At 71.4% G+C, this 14,159-nt stretch carries 9 protein-coding genes; 3 read left to right on the forward strand and 6 right to left on the reverse strand.

Features of this window, described 5'->3' with window-relative positions:
- The first annotated feature begins 360 nt into the window (after window positions 1–360).
- Window positions 361–1,827, forward strand: coding sequence for an aldehyde dehydrogenase (NADP(+)) (locus ACFYWM_RS31020; protein ID WP_389920777.1), 1,467 nt, complete (start codon window positions 361–363; stop codon window positions 1,825–1,827).
- A 210-nt stretch (window positions 1,828–2,037) separates the two neighbouring features.
- Here the strand turns inward: ACFYWM_RS31020 and ACFYWM_RS31025 are convergent, their stop codons facing one another.
- A complete protein-coding gene (locus ACFYWM_RS31025) occupies window positions 2,038–2,706 on the reverse strand; it encodes a class I SAM-dependent methyltransferase (protein WP_389920780.1) in 669 nt (222 codons plus the stop codon).
- A gap of 61 nt (window positions 2,707–2,767) precedes the next feature.
- Here ACFYWM_RS31025 and ACFYWM_RS31030 point away from each other — a divergent pair, with 61 nt between their 5' ends.
- Window positions 2,768–3,406 (forward strand): TetR/AcrR family transcriptional regulator, encoded by a 639-nt coding sequence (locus tag ACFYWM_RS31030; protein ID WP_389920782.1) that lies wholly within the window; start codon window positions 2,768–2,770, stop codon window positions 3,404–3,406.
- A 494-nt stretch (window positions 3,407–3,900) separates the two neighbouring features.
- The gene (locus tag ACFYWM_RS31035; protein ID WP_389920784.1) at window positions 3,901–7,632 is read left to right on the forward strand and encodes a family 78 glycoside hydrolase catalytic domain; all 3,732 of its coding nucleotides are present in this window, start codon (window positions 3,901–3,903) and stop codon (window positions 7,630–7,632) included.
- A 326-nt stretch (window positions 7,633–7,958) separates the two neighbouring features.
- Here ACFYWM_RS31035 and ACFYWM_RS31040 read toward each other — a convergent pair whose 3' ends face one another.
- The 5 genes from ACFYWM_RS31040 to ACFYWM_RS31060 form a co-directional block, all read right to left on the reverse strand.
- Window positions 7,959–9,254, reverse strand: a complete 1,296-nt coding sequence (locus ACFYWM_RS31040; RefSeq protein WP_389920787.1) for a polysaccharide lyase family 1 protein — start codon at window positions 9,252–9,254, stop codon at window positions 7,959–7,961.
- A 119-nt stretch (window positions 9,255–9,373) separates the two neighbouring features.
- Entirely contained in the window at window positions 9,374–10,693 is a 1,320-nt protein-coding gene (locus tag ACFYWM_RS31045; protein ID WP_389920789.1) for an ABC transporter substrate-binding protein, read from the reverse strand.
- 7 nt (window positions 10,694–10,700) lie between these two features.
- Window positions 10,701–11,903: a Gfo/Idh/MocA family protein gene (locus ACFYWM_RS31050; protein ID WP_389920791.1), complete on the reverse strand. Its 1,203-nt coding sequence runs from the start codon at window positions 11,901–11,903 to the stop codon at window positions 10,701–10,703.
- A gap of 260 nt (window positions 11,904–12,163) precedes the next feature.
- Window positions 12,164–13,045: a carbohydrate ABC transporter permease gene (locus ACFYWM_RS31055; protein ID WP_389920794.1), complete on the reverse strand. Its 882-nt coding sequence runs from the start codon at window positions 13,043–13,045 to the stop codon at window positions 12,164–12,166.
- Window positions 13,042–13,956, reverse strand: a complete 915-nt coding sequence (locus tag ACFYWM_RS31060) for a carbohydrate ABC transporter permease (RefSeq protein ID WP_389920797.1) — start codon at window positions 13,954–13,956, stop codon at window positions 13,042–13,044. The genes ACFYWM_RS31055 and ACFYWM_RS31060 overlap by 4 nt, the downstream gene beginning before the upstream one ends.
- Window positions 13,957–14,159: the final 203 nt, after the last annotated feature.

Raw genomic sequence — 14,159 nt, forward strand, 5'->3', positions numbered from 1 at the left:
GACACGGCTCCACTGATGATCGGAAACACTGGGTGATCATGGATATCAGCCGGAACCGACAGATTTTTCCTGCGGTGATCCGGGCATGTCCGTGAAAGCCCGGGGTCGGAGTTCTGACTCGTCACCTCGCGCCCCTCGCGCGCGTCCGGAAAGGTGGCCATCCGGCCCGGCGGCACGAAGATGACCTACGGCGGCGTTCTGAGGGGGATCGGCGGGGCATGCACGTAGGGGATCGGCCAGGGTAGAGGGAGAGGACGGCTGCTTCGTACCTGCCTCGGCCGGTTGGTCTCTGGTAAGGAAAGCGCTTACCTTAGGAGGATGGTCCGGCGTGGCAGGATCCGTTGAGGAAAGGCTTTCGTTTTGATCCACTCAATCGACCCCAGGACCGGCGAGTCCGCCGGCGATCCCTTCCCCCTGACCTCGGACGACGAGGTGGACGCGATCGTCGGGGCGGCTCTCGCGGCCGGGCGTGCCTGGCGTACGGCGGACCGGGCGGCGGCGCTGGAGGCGGTCGCGGCGGCGCTGGAGGCGAACGTCGAGGAGCTCTGGCGGGCGGCCGACGCGGAGACCGCGCTCGGGGAGACCCGGCTGCGCGGGGAGGTGGGGCGGGCCGCGGGCCAGTTCCGGCTCTTCGCCCAGGTGCTGCGCGACGGCGGGCACGTGGAGGCGGTGATCGACCACGCGACGGCCCAGCCGCCGGTGCCCGACCTGCGGCGGATGAACCACCCGCTGCCCGGTGTGGCCGGGGTGTTCGCGGCGAGCAACTTCCCGTTCGCCTTCTCGGTCGCGGGCGGTGACACGGCCTCGGCGCTCGCCGCCGGATGCGCGGTGGTGGTCAAGGCCCACGACGGGCACCCGGCCACCTCGGAGCTGTCGTGGCAGATCATCCGGCGGGCCCTGCCCGACCCGGACCTGCTCGGCCTGGTCCGCGGGCTCGACGCGGGCAAGCGGCTGGCCGGGCACCCGTCCGTGGCGGCCGTGGGGTTCACCGGCTCCATCCCCGGGGGCAAGGCCATCCAGGCGCTCATCGCCGAGCGTCCCGACCCCATCCCGTTCTACGGCGAGCTGGGCAGTGTCAACCCCGTCGTCGTGCTGCCCTCGGCCGCCCGCGAGGGCCTCGCCGAGGGGTTCGCCGGCTCGCTCACCCTCGGCGTCGGCCAGTTCTGCACCAACCCCGGGCTGGTGTTCGTCCCCGACGACACCGAGCTCCTGGTGTCGGTCTCCGAGGCCGTCTCCGGAACCGTGGGCGGGCCGATGCTCACCGAGCGGATGCAGGGCGGCTACCTGCGCGGGCTGGCCAGGCTCGGCAAGCTCACCCCGCTGGCCGAGGGGCAGCCGGGGGAGGGGGCGTTCGCGGTGACCCCGCAGGTGTTCGTCACCGACCTGGCGACGTTCGCCGCCGACCTGCCCGACCTCGTGGAGGAGTGCTTCGGCCCGGCCGCCCTCGTGGTGGTCTACGACGACCCCGCGGACCTGCCCGCCGTACTGGAGAGGCTGGACGGCTCGCTCACCGCGACGATCCACGCGACCGACCCCGCCGAGGCGCGGGGGAGCGCGGAGGTGCTGCTCAGGAAGGCCGGACGGCTGATCTGGAACGGCTGGCCAACCGGGGTGGCGGTCCGCTGGGCCATGCACCACGGCGGTCCCTGGCCCGCCAGCACGGCCGCCGCCCACACCTCGGTCGGCGCCGCCGCGATCCGCAGGTGGCTGGTGCCGACCGCCTACCAGGACTGGCCGGCCGCGCTCCTGCCGCCCGAGCTGCGCGACGACAACCCGCTGGGCATCCCGCGCCGGGTCGACGGGATCCTCGTCGAGGGACGTGCCTGACGGTTTCGACGCCCGGATTTCCGCCGATCTCCGGCCCCACCGGAGATCGGCTCGGAGCCGTTCCGGCTCTGTGTCGCCAAGCGGCACGAGAGTGGACGCCTGTTCGGCGATCTCAGGCGACTTGGATGACGCCGTGGACGATCCGGCCGATGCGTGTCCCACCGCCACCGCGACATACCTTGCCCATCGGACCGACCTGACGAAGTACTGCTAGGCGTCGCGGCGCAGCGTGAACCAGAAGGTCGGCACCGAGTTGGTGCCCGGTGTGACGTCGAGCAGTTCCCAGCCGGCGAATCTGGCGTGGAGTTCGTCGGCCGTGACGCCCGCCGCCCATGACGTGATCTCGGTGGTCGGGTTGCCGAGCGGCTCGGGGCCGTACCCGAACATCAGCAGCCGTGCTCCGGGAGCGGCGCGGTGGGTGAGCCCGGCGGCGTAGGCGTCGCGGCGGTGCAGCGGGATCCCGCAGTAGCAGCTCAGGTCGAAGAACAGGTCGAAGGGGCCGGGCACGTCCAGCTCGTCGAGGCGGGTGGCGTCTCCGTGCAGCAGCCGTACCGTCACTCCCGCCGCCTCGGCCTTCTCCCTGGCCTGGTCGACGGCGCGGTCGATCAGGTCGACGGCCGCCACCTCCCAGCCGTGCCGCGCGAGGTAGGTGGCGTTGGTCCCCGTGCCGCAGCCGAGTTCGAGGGCGCGGCCGGGCGGCAGCGCGCCGTGCCCCTCCACCAGGGCGACCAGCTCGGGCGGCGTCACGCCGGTGTCCCATGGCGGCTTGCCGGCGCGGTAGTAGCCCTCCAGTGCGCGGTGGACGGTCTCCTCCTCCCGGTCTCGCCGCGGTGAGGCCGGTTCCGTGCCCGGCTTCCGGGCGGTGGTGGGCCGGTCCATCGTCTCCTCCAACAATTTAGAGTTGAACTCTAGTGGCACACTCTATATTTATACTCGTGACATGGACAGGGTCAAGCGGCCGGACAAGCGGGCCGAGCGCTCACGCCACACCCGTGAAAAGATCGTCGAGGCGGCTCGCGAGCTGTTCGTCGCGCGGGGTTACGGGGCGACGAGCCTGCAGGAGATCGCGGACAGCGCGGGGGTGGCCGTCCAGACGGTCTACTTCGTCTTCCACAACAAGCGCACACTGTTCAAGGACGTCGTCGACACGTCCATCGCCGGGGACGCCGAGCCTGTCGCCACCATGGATCGTGAGTGGTTTCGCACCGCGTGCGCCGAGCCCACCGCGTCCGGGCAACTGCGCGTACACGTCCGCGGCACCCGCGAGATCCTGGGCCGGGTCGCTCCGATCATGCCGCTGATCACGGCTGCCGCGGCCACCGACCCTGAGATCGCCGCGCAGTGGCCCGACGGCCCCGACCCGCGTTACACCGTGCACCACGCGGCGGCCGAAGCCCTGACCGGCAAGCCCGACGCCCGTCCCGGCCTCTCCGTCGAGATGGCGGCGGACCTGCTGTTCGGCCTGCTCAGCCCGCAGCTCTATCTGATCTTCGTCCGCGACCGCGGCTGGTCACCGGACACGTGGGAGGAGTGGGCCCGCACCTCGCTGACCTCCCAGCTCTGCGCCGACCCGGGGTAGAGCGGGTGGGCGGACGTCACCCGGACGGCCGGGCGGGCGGCCTCGTCCGCGGGCCGCGGGCCGCGCCTGGCCGGGGTGCTCGCGGTGGGTGTACCCGGGACGCGGTCGATCAGCGGTGTCGACGGTGTCGACGGTGTCGACGGTGTCGACGGTGTCAGCGGTGTCAGCGGTGTCAGCGGTGTCAGCGGTGTCGACGGTGTCGGCGGTCAGTGTCTGTGCGTCTTGGTGGATACCGACACTCTCGTGTCGTTCGGCATGTGTCGCTCGGGTCCCGCGCCGCTCCGGCGCGGGACCTGTTTCGGCTTGCCCTAACCGCCTATTAAAACGTAATAACAAAAAACGTTTTACCTGGGTGAAGATCTGTCGGAAATGTCGCGTTAATCGACCATTGACGGTCACGAAATGCTGATCTACTGTCCAGTCAGCTTTAAATCGATTTACTCCGTCTTGGTTCGCCCTGCCTTTTCGCCCCCCACGGATCGCAAGGAGACGGCATGCCATTCCCCTCCCTCCGCCCCGGCCGGTTACGCACCGTCCTCTGGACACTCGCCCTCTGCGCGCTGGTGGCGGGGCTGCTGCCCGCCGTCGCCGCCCCGGCGCGGGCCGCCGCCCCGGTCGGGCTCGCCGGGGCCAACTGGATCTGGTCGCCGGGCGGTGACGCGCGGCAGTCCGTCCCCGCGGGGACCCGCTACCTGCGGCGTACGTTCACCGTCCCGGCGGGCGCCGTCACCGAGGCGCAGCTCGTCGCGACCGGGGACGACACCCTCGACGTCTGGCTCAACGGGGTCCCGCTCGCGACCTCGCCCAGGGCCGAGCACTCCTGGCGGCGGTCGCTCTACGTCGACCTCGCCGCGGCCGTCCGCTCCGGGGCCAACACCCTCGCGGTGGCGGCCCGCAACACCACGGCCGGAGCGGCCGGGGTGATCGGCAGGCTGCGGGTCGTCACCGCGGGCGGCACGGTGGAGCTGGTCACCGACGGCGCGTGGAAGGCCGCCGAGACGGTCGTCCCCGGCTGGACCGAGCCCGGGTTCGCCGACTCCTCCTGGCCCGCCGCCGCCGTATCCGGGGCGTACGGCATCACCCCCTGGAACAGCGACGTCGTCGCCCCCGACCTCGCCGCGGCCTCGCCGCTGGCGGTCACCGCGCCCGTCACCGAGCGCCGCGTCGCCCCGATCGGCGTCGACGCCCCCCGGCCCCGGTTCGGCTGGCAGCTCACCTCGAACACCCCTGGCCAGGTCCAGGCGGCGTACCAGATCATCGTCGCCTCGACGGAGGCCCGCGCGCAGGCCGGTACCGGCGACGTGTGGGACAGCGGGCGCGTCGTGTCCGGGAAGTCGGTGGACGCGGTCTACGGGGGTGGCGCGCTGGCCTCCCAGACCCGCTACCACTGGCGGGTGCGGGTCTGGGACACCCAGGGCCGCGCCGCCGGGTGGGGCCCGGCGCACTGGTTCGAGACCGGCCTGCTCGCCCCGGCGACGGAGTGGCGGGCGGCCTTCGTCGGCGCGCCCGGCAGCGCGCCCAGCCTGTTCGGCGCGAGCTGGATCTGGTACCCGGAGGGCGACCCGGCGGTGAGCGCGCCGCAGGCCACCCGGTTCCTGCGCCGCCAGTTCACGCTGCCCTCGGGGGCGATCACCCGCGCCAGGCTCACCGTCACCGGCGACGACACCGCCGACGTGTGGGTCAACGGCGTCCAGGTCAGCACGTCGCCCCGCGCCACCGACTCCTGGAAGTCCGCCGCGGTCGTCGACGTCGCCTCCCGCCTCCAGGCCGGGACCAACACGCTCGCCGTCTCCACCCAGAACACCACCGTCTCCCCGGCCGGGGCGATCGCCGCGCTGGAGGTCGTCATCGGCGGCGCCACCACCCGGATCGTCACCGACGCGGCGTGGAAGGCCGCGCAGAGCGGCCCGTCCGGCTGGGAGCAGCCCGGCTTCTCCGACGCCTCCTGGCCCGCCGCGCGGGTCGTCGCCGCCTACGGTTCGGGGCCGTGGGCCTCGAACGTCACGGCCGCCGAAGCCGCCCCGTACGTCAGGAAGGGGTTCTCGCTCGGCAAGCCGGTGGCCGAGGCGCGGCTGCTGGTCACCGCGCTGGGCCTGCACGAGACCCGGATCAACGGCACGAGGGTCGGCCAGGAGGTCCTCGCCCCCGGCTGGACCGACTACGACAAGCGCCTGGCCTACCGCGCCTTCGACGTGACCTCGCTGGTCCGCCAGGGTGACAACGCCGTCGGCGCGCAGCTCGGCCGGGGCTGGTACGCCGGGTCGCTCGGCTTCGCCGGGAGCCAGAGGTACGGCACCCAGCCCTGGTACTCGGCGCAGCTGCGGGTCCGCTTCACCGACGGCACCGAGACCACCGTGCTGACCGACTCGTCCTGGCGCACCGCGCCGGGGCCGATCACCGCCGACGACCTCTACCACGGCGAGGAGTACGACGCCCGCGCCGCCCGTACCGGCTGGGACGCCTCCGGGTTCGACGACTCGAGCTGGAGCGCGGTGCGGGTGCGCGCGGAGGCGAAGCCCAACCTCGTGTCGGCCGTCGACCCGGGCGTGGTCGTGCAGCAGGACATCGCCGCGCGGTCGGTGACCCAGCCCAGGCCCGGCGTGTGGGTGGTCGACCTGGGACAGAACTTCACCGGCTGGAACCGGTTGCGGGTACGCGGCCCGGCGGGCACCACTGTGACCATGCGGCACGCCGAGGTGCTCAACGCCGACGGCACGATCTACACCGCCAACCTGCGCGCCGCCCGGCAGACCGACCGGTTCACCCTCGCCGGGACCGGCGCCGACGAGGTGTACGAACCGAGGTTCACCGTGCACGGCTACCGGTACGTGGAGCTGACCGGCTTCCCCGGCACGCCGACCACCGCGAGCCTCACCGGCCGGGCCGCCTGGACCGGGGGCGCGCCGACCGGCACCTTCGACTCCTCCAGCGCGCTGGTCGACCAGCTGCAGCACAACATCGTGTGGGGCGCCCGCTCCAACATGCTGTCGGTGCCCACCGACTGCCCGCAGCGCGACGAGCGGCTCGGCTGGACCGGGGACATCGCGATCTTCGCGCAGACCTCGACGTTCAACTTCGACGTCCACGGCCTGCTGGACAAGTTCTCCGACGACCTGACCGACGCGCAGCGCGCGGACGGCGCCTTCACCGACGTGGTCCCGGACGTCTGCTGCGGCGCGGGCAAGGCGGGCTGGGCGGACGCGGGCGTCATCGTGCCCTACACGCTGTGGCAGCGGTACGGGGACCTGCGCGTCGTCGACGAGCACTACGCGGGGATGAAGCGCTGGGTCGACTACTCGCGCTCCACCTCGGGCTCCGACCTGATCCGCAACCAGGACACCTACGGCGACTGGCTGAACGTCAACGACAACACGGCGAACGACCTGATCTCCACCGCCTACTTCGGGTACAGCGCCAGGCTGCTGTCGCGGATGGCCGCGGCCACCGGGCGGACCGCCGACGCCGCCTCCTACGGCACCCTGGCCGACCAGGTGGCCCAGGCGTTCACCTCCAGGTTCGTCGCCGCCGACGGGACCGTGTCGGGCAACACGCAGACCGGGTACGTGCTCGCGCTGTCGTTCGGGATGGTGCCGCAGAACCGGGCCCAGGCGGTCGCGGACAAACTCGCCGCGAAGGTGGCCTCGCGTGACGGCCACCTCAGCGTGGGCTTCCTCGGGGTGGAGAACCTGCTGCCCGTGCTGGCCGACCACGGCCATCTCGGCACCGCGTACCAGATCCTGCTGCAGCCCGGCTATCCCGGCTGGGGGTACATGAGCGGCCGCGGGGCCACCACCATCTGGGAGCGCTGGGACGGCATCCGCACCGACGGCTCCTTCCAGGACCCGGGGATGAACTCCTTCAACCACTACGGGCTCGGCTCGGTGGGCGACTGGCTGTACCGGACGGTGGGCGGCCTCGGCCCCGACACCCGCGACCCCGGCTACCGCCGCCTCACCATCGCGCCGCGCCCCGGCGGCGGGCTCACCTCGGGCAAATCCGACCTGCGGACGCCGTACGGCAGGGCGCTCAGCGACTGGTCGATCGGCGGCGGGACGCTGACGCTGCGGGTGGAGATCCCGGCGAACGCCACGGCCACGGTCCGGGTCCCCGCGACCTCGGCCGCGGCGGTCACCGGCCCGGCGGAGGCGGTGCCCATGGGGTACGAGGGCGGCACGGCCGTCTTCCGGCTCGGCGCCGGCTCCTACACGTTCACGGCACCCGCCTGACGACGAGAGAGGAACCGGTCTGAAACGGGCGGACCCGGGCGGCTCGTCGTTCACGAGCCACCCGGGTCCACCGGGTCCCGCGGTGATCCTGGGGGTACCAGGGGGTCCTCAGGCGTCCCCAGGTGTCCTCGGGTGTCCCTCGACGTCCGCCGGATTCGCCGGGTTTCCGGGGGCCACCGGTCTCCGTGCGAATCCGCCGGGTCCGTCAGGGACCCCGGACGCCACCGCGGGCCGTCCGGGGCCGTGCGGCGGTCCTCAGCGGGGTCCGTTCACGCTCGCGTGCGGCGATACGCGACTGATTCGCCCACGTCCGCGTGTGACGGTCCTCAGCGGATCTCGCCCACGCCCGCGTGCCGGGAGACCGAGCGGTCCACCGTCCGGGCCGGGTCGATCGCCGTGTGCAGGACGGGGGTCCAGCCCGCGTCCGTGCCGAGGTCGGGGTCGTAGGCGGCGTTGTGCACGGCGACGAGGTCGACGGGGGCGACCCTGCCGCCGACGCGGAGCACGTTCCCCCTGGCGGTGAGGGTGGTCCCGCCCCAGTTGTAGAGGAGGTCGGCCGGGGCGACCGCCCGGCCCAGCCGGAAGAAGTTGTTCTCCGCGAAGATCTGCGACTGCACGCCCACGCCGAGGGCGTACTCGAAGGTCGAGGCGTCGGGGATCTCGTAGTAGTTGTTGTAGACGTGCACCTGGCCGAAGCGCACGCGCGGGAGCCGCTGGAGCACGTTGTCGAAGTGGTTGTGGTGGACGGTGACCTTCAGCTTGCCCGAGTCGTTCGCCGGGTTGTTGGTCGAGCCGATCAGCATCGTCTTGTCGTGGCCGGAGAACCGGTTCCAGGAGGCCGTGACGAAGTTGGCGGCGTTGGTGATGTCGAGCTGCCCGTCGTGCACCTGGTAGGGCCTGCCGAAGTAGCGTGGCTGGTTCGAGTCCGGGTTGTCGCCGTCGGTGAAGGTGTTGTGGTCCACCCACACGTGCGTCGAGCCGGTCACCGAGATGTTGTCGTAGAGGGAGTTCCAGTTGCCCTCGGCGCCGTCGGTCGGGTCCCACTGCGGGAAGCAGTCGGCGGTGTCCTCGAAGAGGACGTTGCGGATGATGACGTTGTCGGCCTTGTCGACGTGCAGGTTGACGCCGCGGATCCGCGCGTTCTTGCCGAGGCCGACGATGGTGGTGTTCGAGCCGACCTTGAGCTTGATGTTGGCGGTCTGCCGGGCGGCCGAGGCGGCCCGCGCGTCCTCCAGCGGGCCCGAGGGCTCGGCGTCCCTGCCCCACACCGCGGGGTCGTACGCGGCGAGGTAGGCCTCCAGCGTGTAGCCGCCGGTCGCGTAGTCGGCGCAGGTCCTGTCGGTGTCGATCGTCCCCTTCACGTAGATGATCTTCGGGGAGGGGGCGGCGAGCGCGGTGGCCAGCTCGGTGCGGGTGGAGACGACGTGCACGTTCGACGCGGGCGCGGCGGCGCCGCCGGTGGTTCCGGTGCCCTCGGCGGCCCAGCCGTCGTTGGCGGGCAGGGTCTGGCGGCCCAGGTCGGGCCTTCGCTTATCGATCTCCGGCGAGGCGGTGGCGGACGCGGGCGGGGCGGCGAGGATCGCCAGGGACAGCAGGGCGGTGAGCGCGACGGCTCGTTTCACGGGTGTTCCTCCGCAGGTCAGGTGGGAGGGAGGCTCCGTACGGCCCCCGAGAGCCTTCCGGATGGTGGAGGCGGGCGCGCCCAGGTCAGGGATGGGCGCGCCCGCCCCGCTTTGACGGCTCAGCCGCCGTTGCGCTGCCTGTAGGACGTCTGCGCTTCGGTCAGCTTGGCCGCGAACGTGTCCAGGAAGTCCTTGGGGGCGAGGCTGCCCTGCAGGACCTTCTGGAATTCCGGCTCCATGTCGGTCTTGGTGATCGCGTTGAACTCCGGCAGGTGGTACGGCATCTGCACGACCTTGGTCGCCGGGTCGTTGAGCACCTTCAGCGCCGTGGAGACGTGCTGCAGGCCCGAGATCCAGGGTTCGTCGTCGACCTGCGTGTTGGCCGGGAGCACGCCGGTCTTCTCGGACCAGTAACTGTTCATCGCCTTGGAGGCCGCGAACTCGGCGAACCTGAACGCGGCGTCCTTCTTCTCGCCCGAGGCGAACAGGCCGATGCCCGAGACCGGGTTGGACAGGATCGACTGGACGCCGCTGTCGGATTTCGGCACGGCCATCGCCGCCACCTTGTCCGCGCCGAGCGTCTTGAGGTGGTCCTGGTACGACCCCAGGTTGTGCTGCATGATCCCGATGTTGCCGCCGTCGAACTGGGCGACCATCTTCGTGTAGTCGTTGCTGACGTCGGCCTCGGGCGTGACCCTGTCGTACGTCCCGGCCAGCTTCGTGAGGGCCGCCACGTTCCTCGGGTCGTTGACGGTGGCCTTCCCCGAGGCGTCGAAGATCTCGGTGATGCCGGACTGGCCGTACACCACCTCCAGCATCTGCGCGATCGAGCCCGCCCCGCCGCGGATGGTGAAGCCGTAGCGGTTCTCGTCCTTGTCGGTCAGCTTCTCGGTGGCGGCGAAGAAGTCGGCCCAGTTCTCGGGCGGGGCGAGCCCGGCCTCCTTGAACCAGTCGGTCCGGTACCAGAAGACGCCCATATTTGTGGACATCGGCACCAGGTAGGTCTTGCCGTCGGGCACCGTGCCCTTCACCGTGGCCAGGACCTGCTCGTTCAGCACGCCGTTCAGGGCGCCGCCGGAGATCCGGGTGTCCACCGGCTCCAGCGCCTTCTGCGCCACCAGGCTCGACAGCATCGCGGTGGAGACGCCGCCCACGTCGGGCAGGCCCCCTCCGGCGATGGCGGTGTCGTACTTCTGCTGCGCCTGGGCGATCGGGATGCCGACGTACTTCACCTCGACGGACGGGTTGGCCTTCTGGAACTCGGCGATGATGTGCCGCCACACCGGGGTGCGGGCCGGGCCGCCGTTGTCGTCCCAGAAGGTGATCGAGGTCTTCCCGCCGGAGGAGCCCGGCGGCTCCTCCGAGCCGCAGGCGGCGAGTCCCGCGCCGAGCACGAGAGCCGTGGCCAGGACCGCCAGGCGCTTCGAGCGTGTGATCATCTGCTCTCTACCTCTCCGTGTCGTGTCCATCGACGTGTCGTGACCGCGCGGGCGCCGACTGTGCGGGCGTCGGCCGTACGGGCGCCGACCGCGCCGCCTCGGGCAGGCCGTAGCCGGACGCCTTGGGCCGTAGCCCGCTCCAGGGCACCCGGAGTTCCGAGTAGAGGGCGAGCCGTTCGGCGCTCGCCGCCGTCACCTCGGCGATCCTGGGCAGCACCCGGCGCTCGTCGCCGACCTCCTGGAACACGTCCGGGATGGCCAGGGGCTCGGGCGCCAGCCGCACCGCCTCCAGGACGCGCATGAAACCGGCGGTCCTCTCCAGCGGCACGAGCAGGCCCGTGCCGTCGCGGACGTGCGCGACGAGGTTCTCCAGCAGGTCGGTCCTGGGGTGGACGACCGAGGTCCCCTCGAACTCGACCCGGTCCTCGGTGTAGGTCAGCCGGATCCGCCCGCGCTCACCGTGCACGATCAGGTACGGCTCGTGCCGCCGGTCCGCGCACAGCGAGACCGCGACCGTCACGACCGTGCCGTCGTCCATCCGCGCCCGCACGCACGAGGTGTCGTCCGCCTCGATCGCGTTGGCCCGGTAGAGCTCGACCTCGACCTCCTCGACCTCCGCGCCGGAGACGGCCAGCGCGGTCGCGGTCGCGTGCGCGAGCGGGTTGGTGAGGACGCCGTCCATCACCGGGACGCCGCCGGCCTCACGTCTCCCGGCCCACGGCACCCGGCCGTAGTAGGAGTAGGGGCGCTCCCAGGCGCCCGCCGCGCCGATCCCGGTGACCCGGCCGATCGCCCCCTCGGCGACCATCCGCCGGACGGCCGGGATCGCCTCCGAGCCCAGGCTCTGGAACCCCACCTGGCAGGCGCGCCCGGTCTCCCCGGCCACCTCGGCGATCCGCAGGTAGTCCTCGTACGTGGCGGCGGGCGGCTTCTCCAGCAGCACGTGCGAGCCCGCGCGCAGCGCCTTCTCCGCCAGCTCGGCGTGGGTGTGGATGGGCGTGCACAGGATCGTCACCTCGGCGCCGGTACGCCCGATCAGCTCGGCCAGGTCGCCGGAGAACTCCGTCCCCTCGGGCAGGTCGCCGGCGGGCCGCACGTCGCACACCCCGGCCAGGCGCACCACCCCGGCCCCGGCCAGTCGCCGGACGTTCGACAGGTGCCACCAGCCGTGCCCGTGCGCCCCGGCGAGCACCACGCGAACCGGTTCCATCACGCCACCTCCCATCGCAGTCCCCGCGCGCCGGGCCGGGCTCGCCGCACCGTCATCGGCCGCTCGCCGCCCGACCGGCGCCGGGCCGGACCCGTTCGTGTCATCGGTCGCTCACCGCTCCTCGCTCGTCAGGGGAACCGCCGCCATGAGGACCGCCGTCACAGAGCCCGCCGCCATGGGAACCGCCGTCACAGAGCCCGCCGTCACAGAGCCCGCCGCCGTGGGAACCGCCGTCACAGAGCCCGCCGTCACGAGGGCCGTCATCCCTTCACCGCCCCCGCCGACAACCCCTGCACCAGGTAGCGCTGGATCACCGCGAAGACCAGCACCACCGGCACCGCGGCGACGACCCCGCCCGCGGCCAGCGCGCCGAAGTCCACGCTGAACTCGCCCAGGGTGTACGCGAGCCCGACGGGCACCGTGAACTTCTCCTGCTCGTTGACGAACATCAGCGCGAACAGGAAGTTGTTCCAGCTGTGGATGAAGGCGAACGAGCCGACCGCGACCAGGGCGGGGCGCAGCAGCGGCAGCACCACCGCGAAGAACCCGCGCAGCCGCCCGCAGCCGTCCACCCAGGCGGCCTGCTCCAGCTCCACCGGGACGTTCCCGATGAAGCCGCTGATCAGGATGAGGGAGAGCGGCAGCTGGAAGACCGTCTCGGCGATCACCAGGCTCCACAGCGAGTTGACCAGGCCGAGGGTGCGGAAGATCTCGAACAGCGGGATCAGCATCATCGCGCCGGGGATGAACTGGGTGCAGAGCATCCCGATCATGAACAGCTTCCTGCCCCTGAAGTCGTAACGGGCCAGGGCGTAGCCGCCCGCGAGGGCGACCACCGTCGTCATGACCAGCGAGGCGATGCCGACCATCAGGCTGTTTTTGAAGAAGAGCGCGAAGCTCAGGTCGTTCCAGACCGTCTCGAAGTTGTCGAAGGTGATCGGCCAGGGGAGCAGCGAGCTCGAACCCCGGGGCCGGAACGCGAACACCAGCATCCAGTAGAAGGGGACCAGCGTGAACAGCAGGTAGAGCCCGAGCGGGACCCAGATCTGCCAGCGGCCGACCCGCCCCCGCTCCTTCGGCCCCGATCGCGGCGCGGGCGCGGGCGGGGCCATGCGTGGCCGTTCGGTCGTCCGGAGTGTCATGACTTCGCTCCGAACTTGCTCAGCCGCAGGTAGGCGATCGAGAAGAAGGTGAGGATCAGGAAGGCGGCCGTCGTGAGCGCCGACCCGTACCCGAAGTCGTGGGACTGGACGGCCTTGGCCGCCACGTACAGCGGCAGCGTGGTCGTCGCGTGCGCCGGGCCGCCGCCGGTCAGCGTGTAGAGCAGGTCGACGTTGTTGAACTCCCACACGCAGCGCAGCAGCGTGGACAGGATGATCGCGTCCTTGAGGTGCGGCAGCGTGATGTGGACGAACCGCCGGACGCGCGAGGCGCCGTCCACCGAGGCCGCCTCGTACAGGTCCCTGGGGATGCTCTGCAGGTCGGCCAGGAGCAGGATCGCGAAGAACGGCACCCCGCGCCAGAGCTCGGTGAGCACGGCCGCCCAGAAGACGGTGTCGGGATCGGCCAGCGGCGCGGCCCCGTACCTGATGAGGCCCAGGTCGGCGAGATAGCGCGAGACGCCGGTGGTCGGGTTGTAGAGCAGCACCCAGATGCCGGTGGTCAGCACCCCCGAGACCGCCCACGGGGAGAACACCATCGCCCGCGCCAGGCCGCGGCCGACGAAGGTCTCGTTCACGATCAGGGCCAGGCCCAGGCCGAACACCAGCTGGAGGGCCACCTCGACGCCGACCCACTTGACGCTGAAGCCGAGGCTCTGCCAGAACAGCGGGTCCTCGAACAGCAGCCTGCGGAAGTTGTCGAGCCCGGCGAAGCCGTTGTCCCACGGTTTCGTGACGTTGTAGTGCTGGAGGCTGTAGTAGAGGACGCCGGCCATCGGGTAGACGAGGAAGCCGAGCATCGCGATCACCGCGGGGGCGATCAGCAGGTAGGGGGTCCTGGCGGCGCGGCCCGGACGGCGACGTGCCCGGGGATCCGCCGTGGTGACTGCCATCGCCGGTGACTCCTTCCAGGTCGGCACCGCACGCTGCAACCGGTTGCAAGAAACATTGCGGACATATTCCAGCAACGTCAAGGGCCCAATTTGGTAAAGCGTTGCCCATCTGCGGATTTTTCGGTATTTCTGATAGCCAGAGGCGCGTGACCGATCCCGTACCGCTTCGCAAAGCATCTGATTCCGGCGTTGACAGTCACGCA

The organism is Streptosporangium sp. NPDC002721 (assembly GCF_042888905.1).
Classification (GTDB): domain Bacteria; phylum Actinomycetota; class Actinomycetes; order Streptosporangiales; family Streptosporangiaceae; genus Streptosporangium.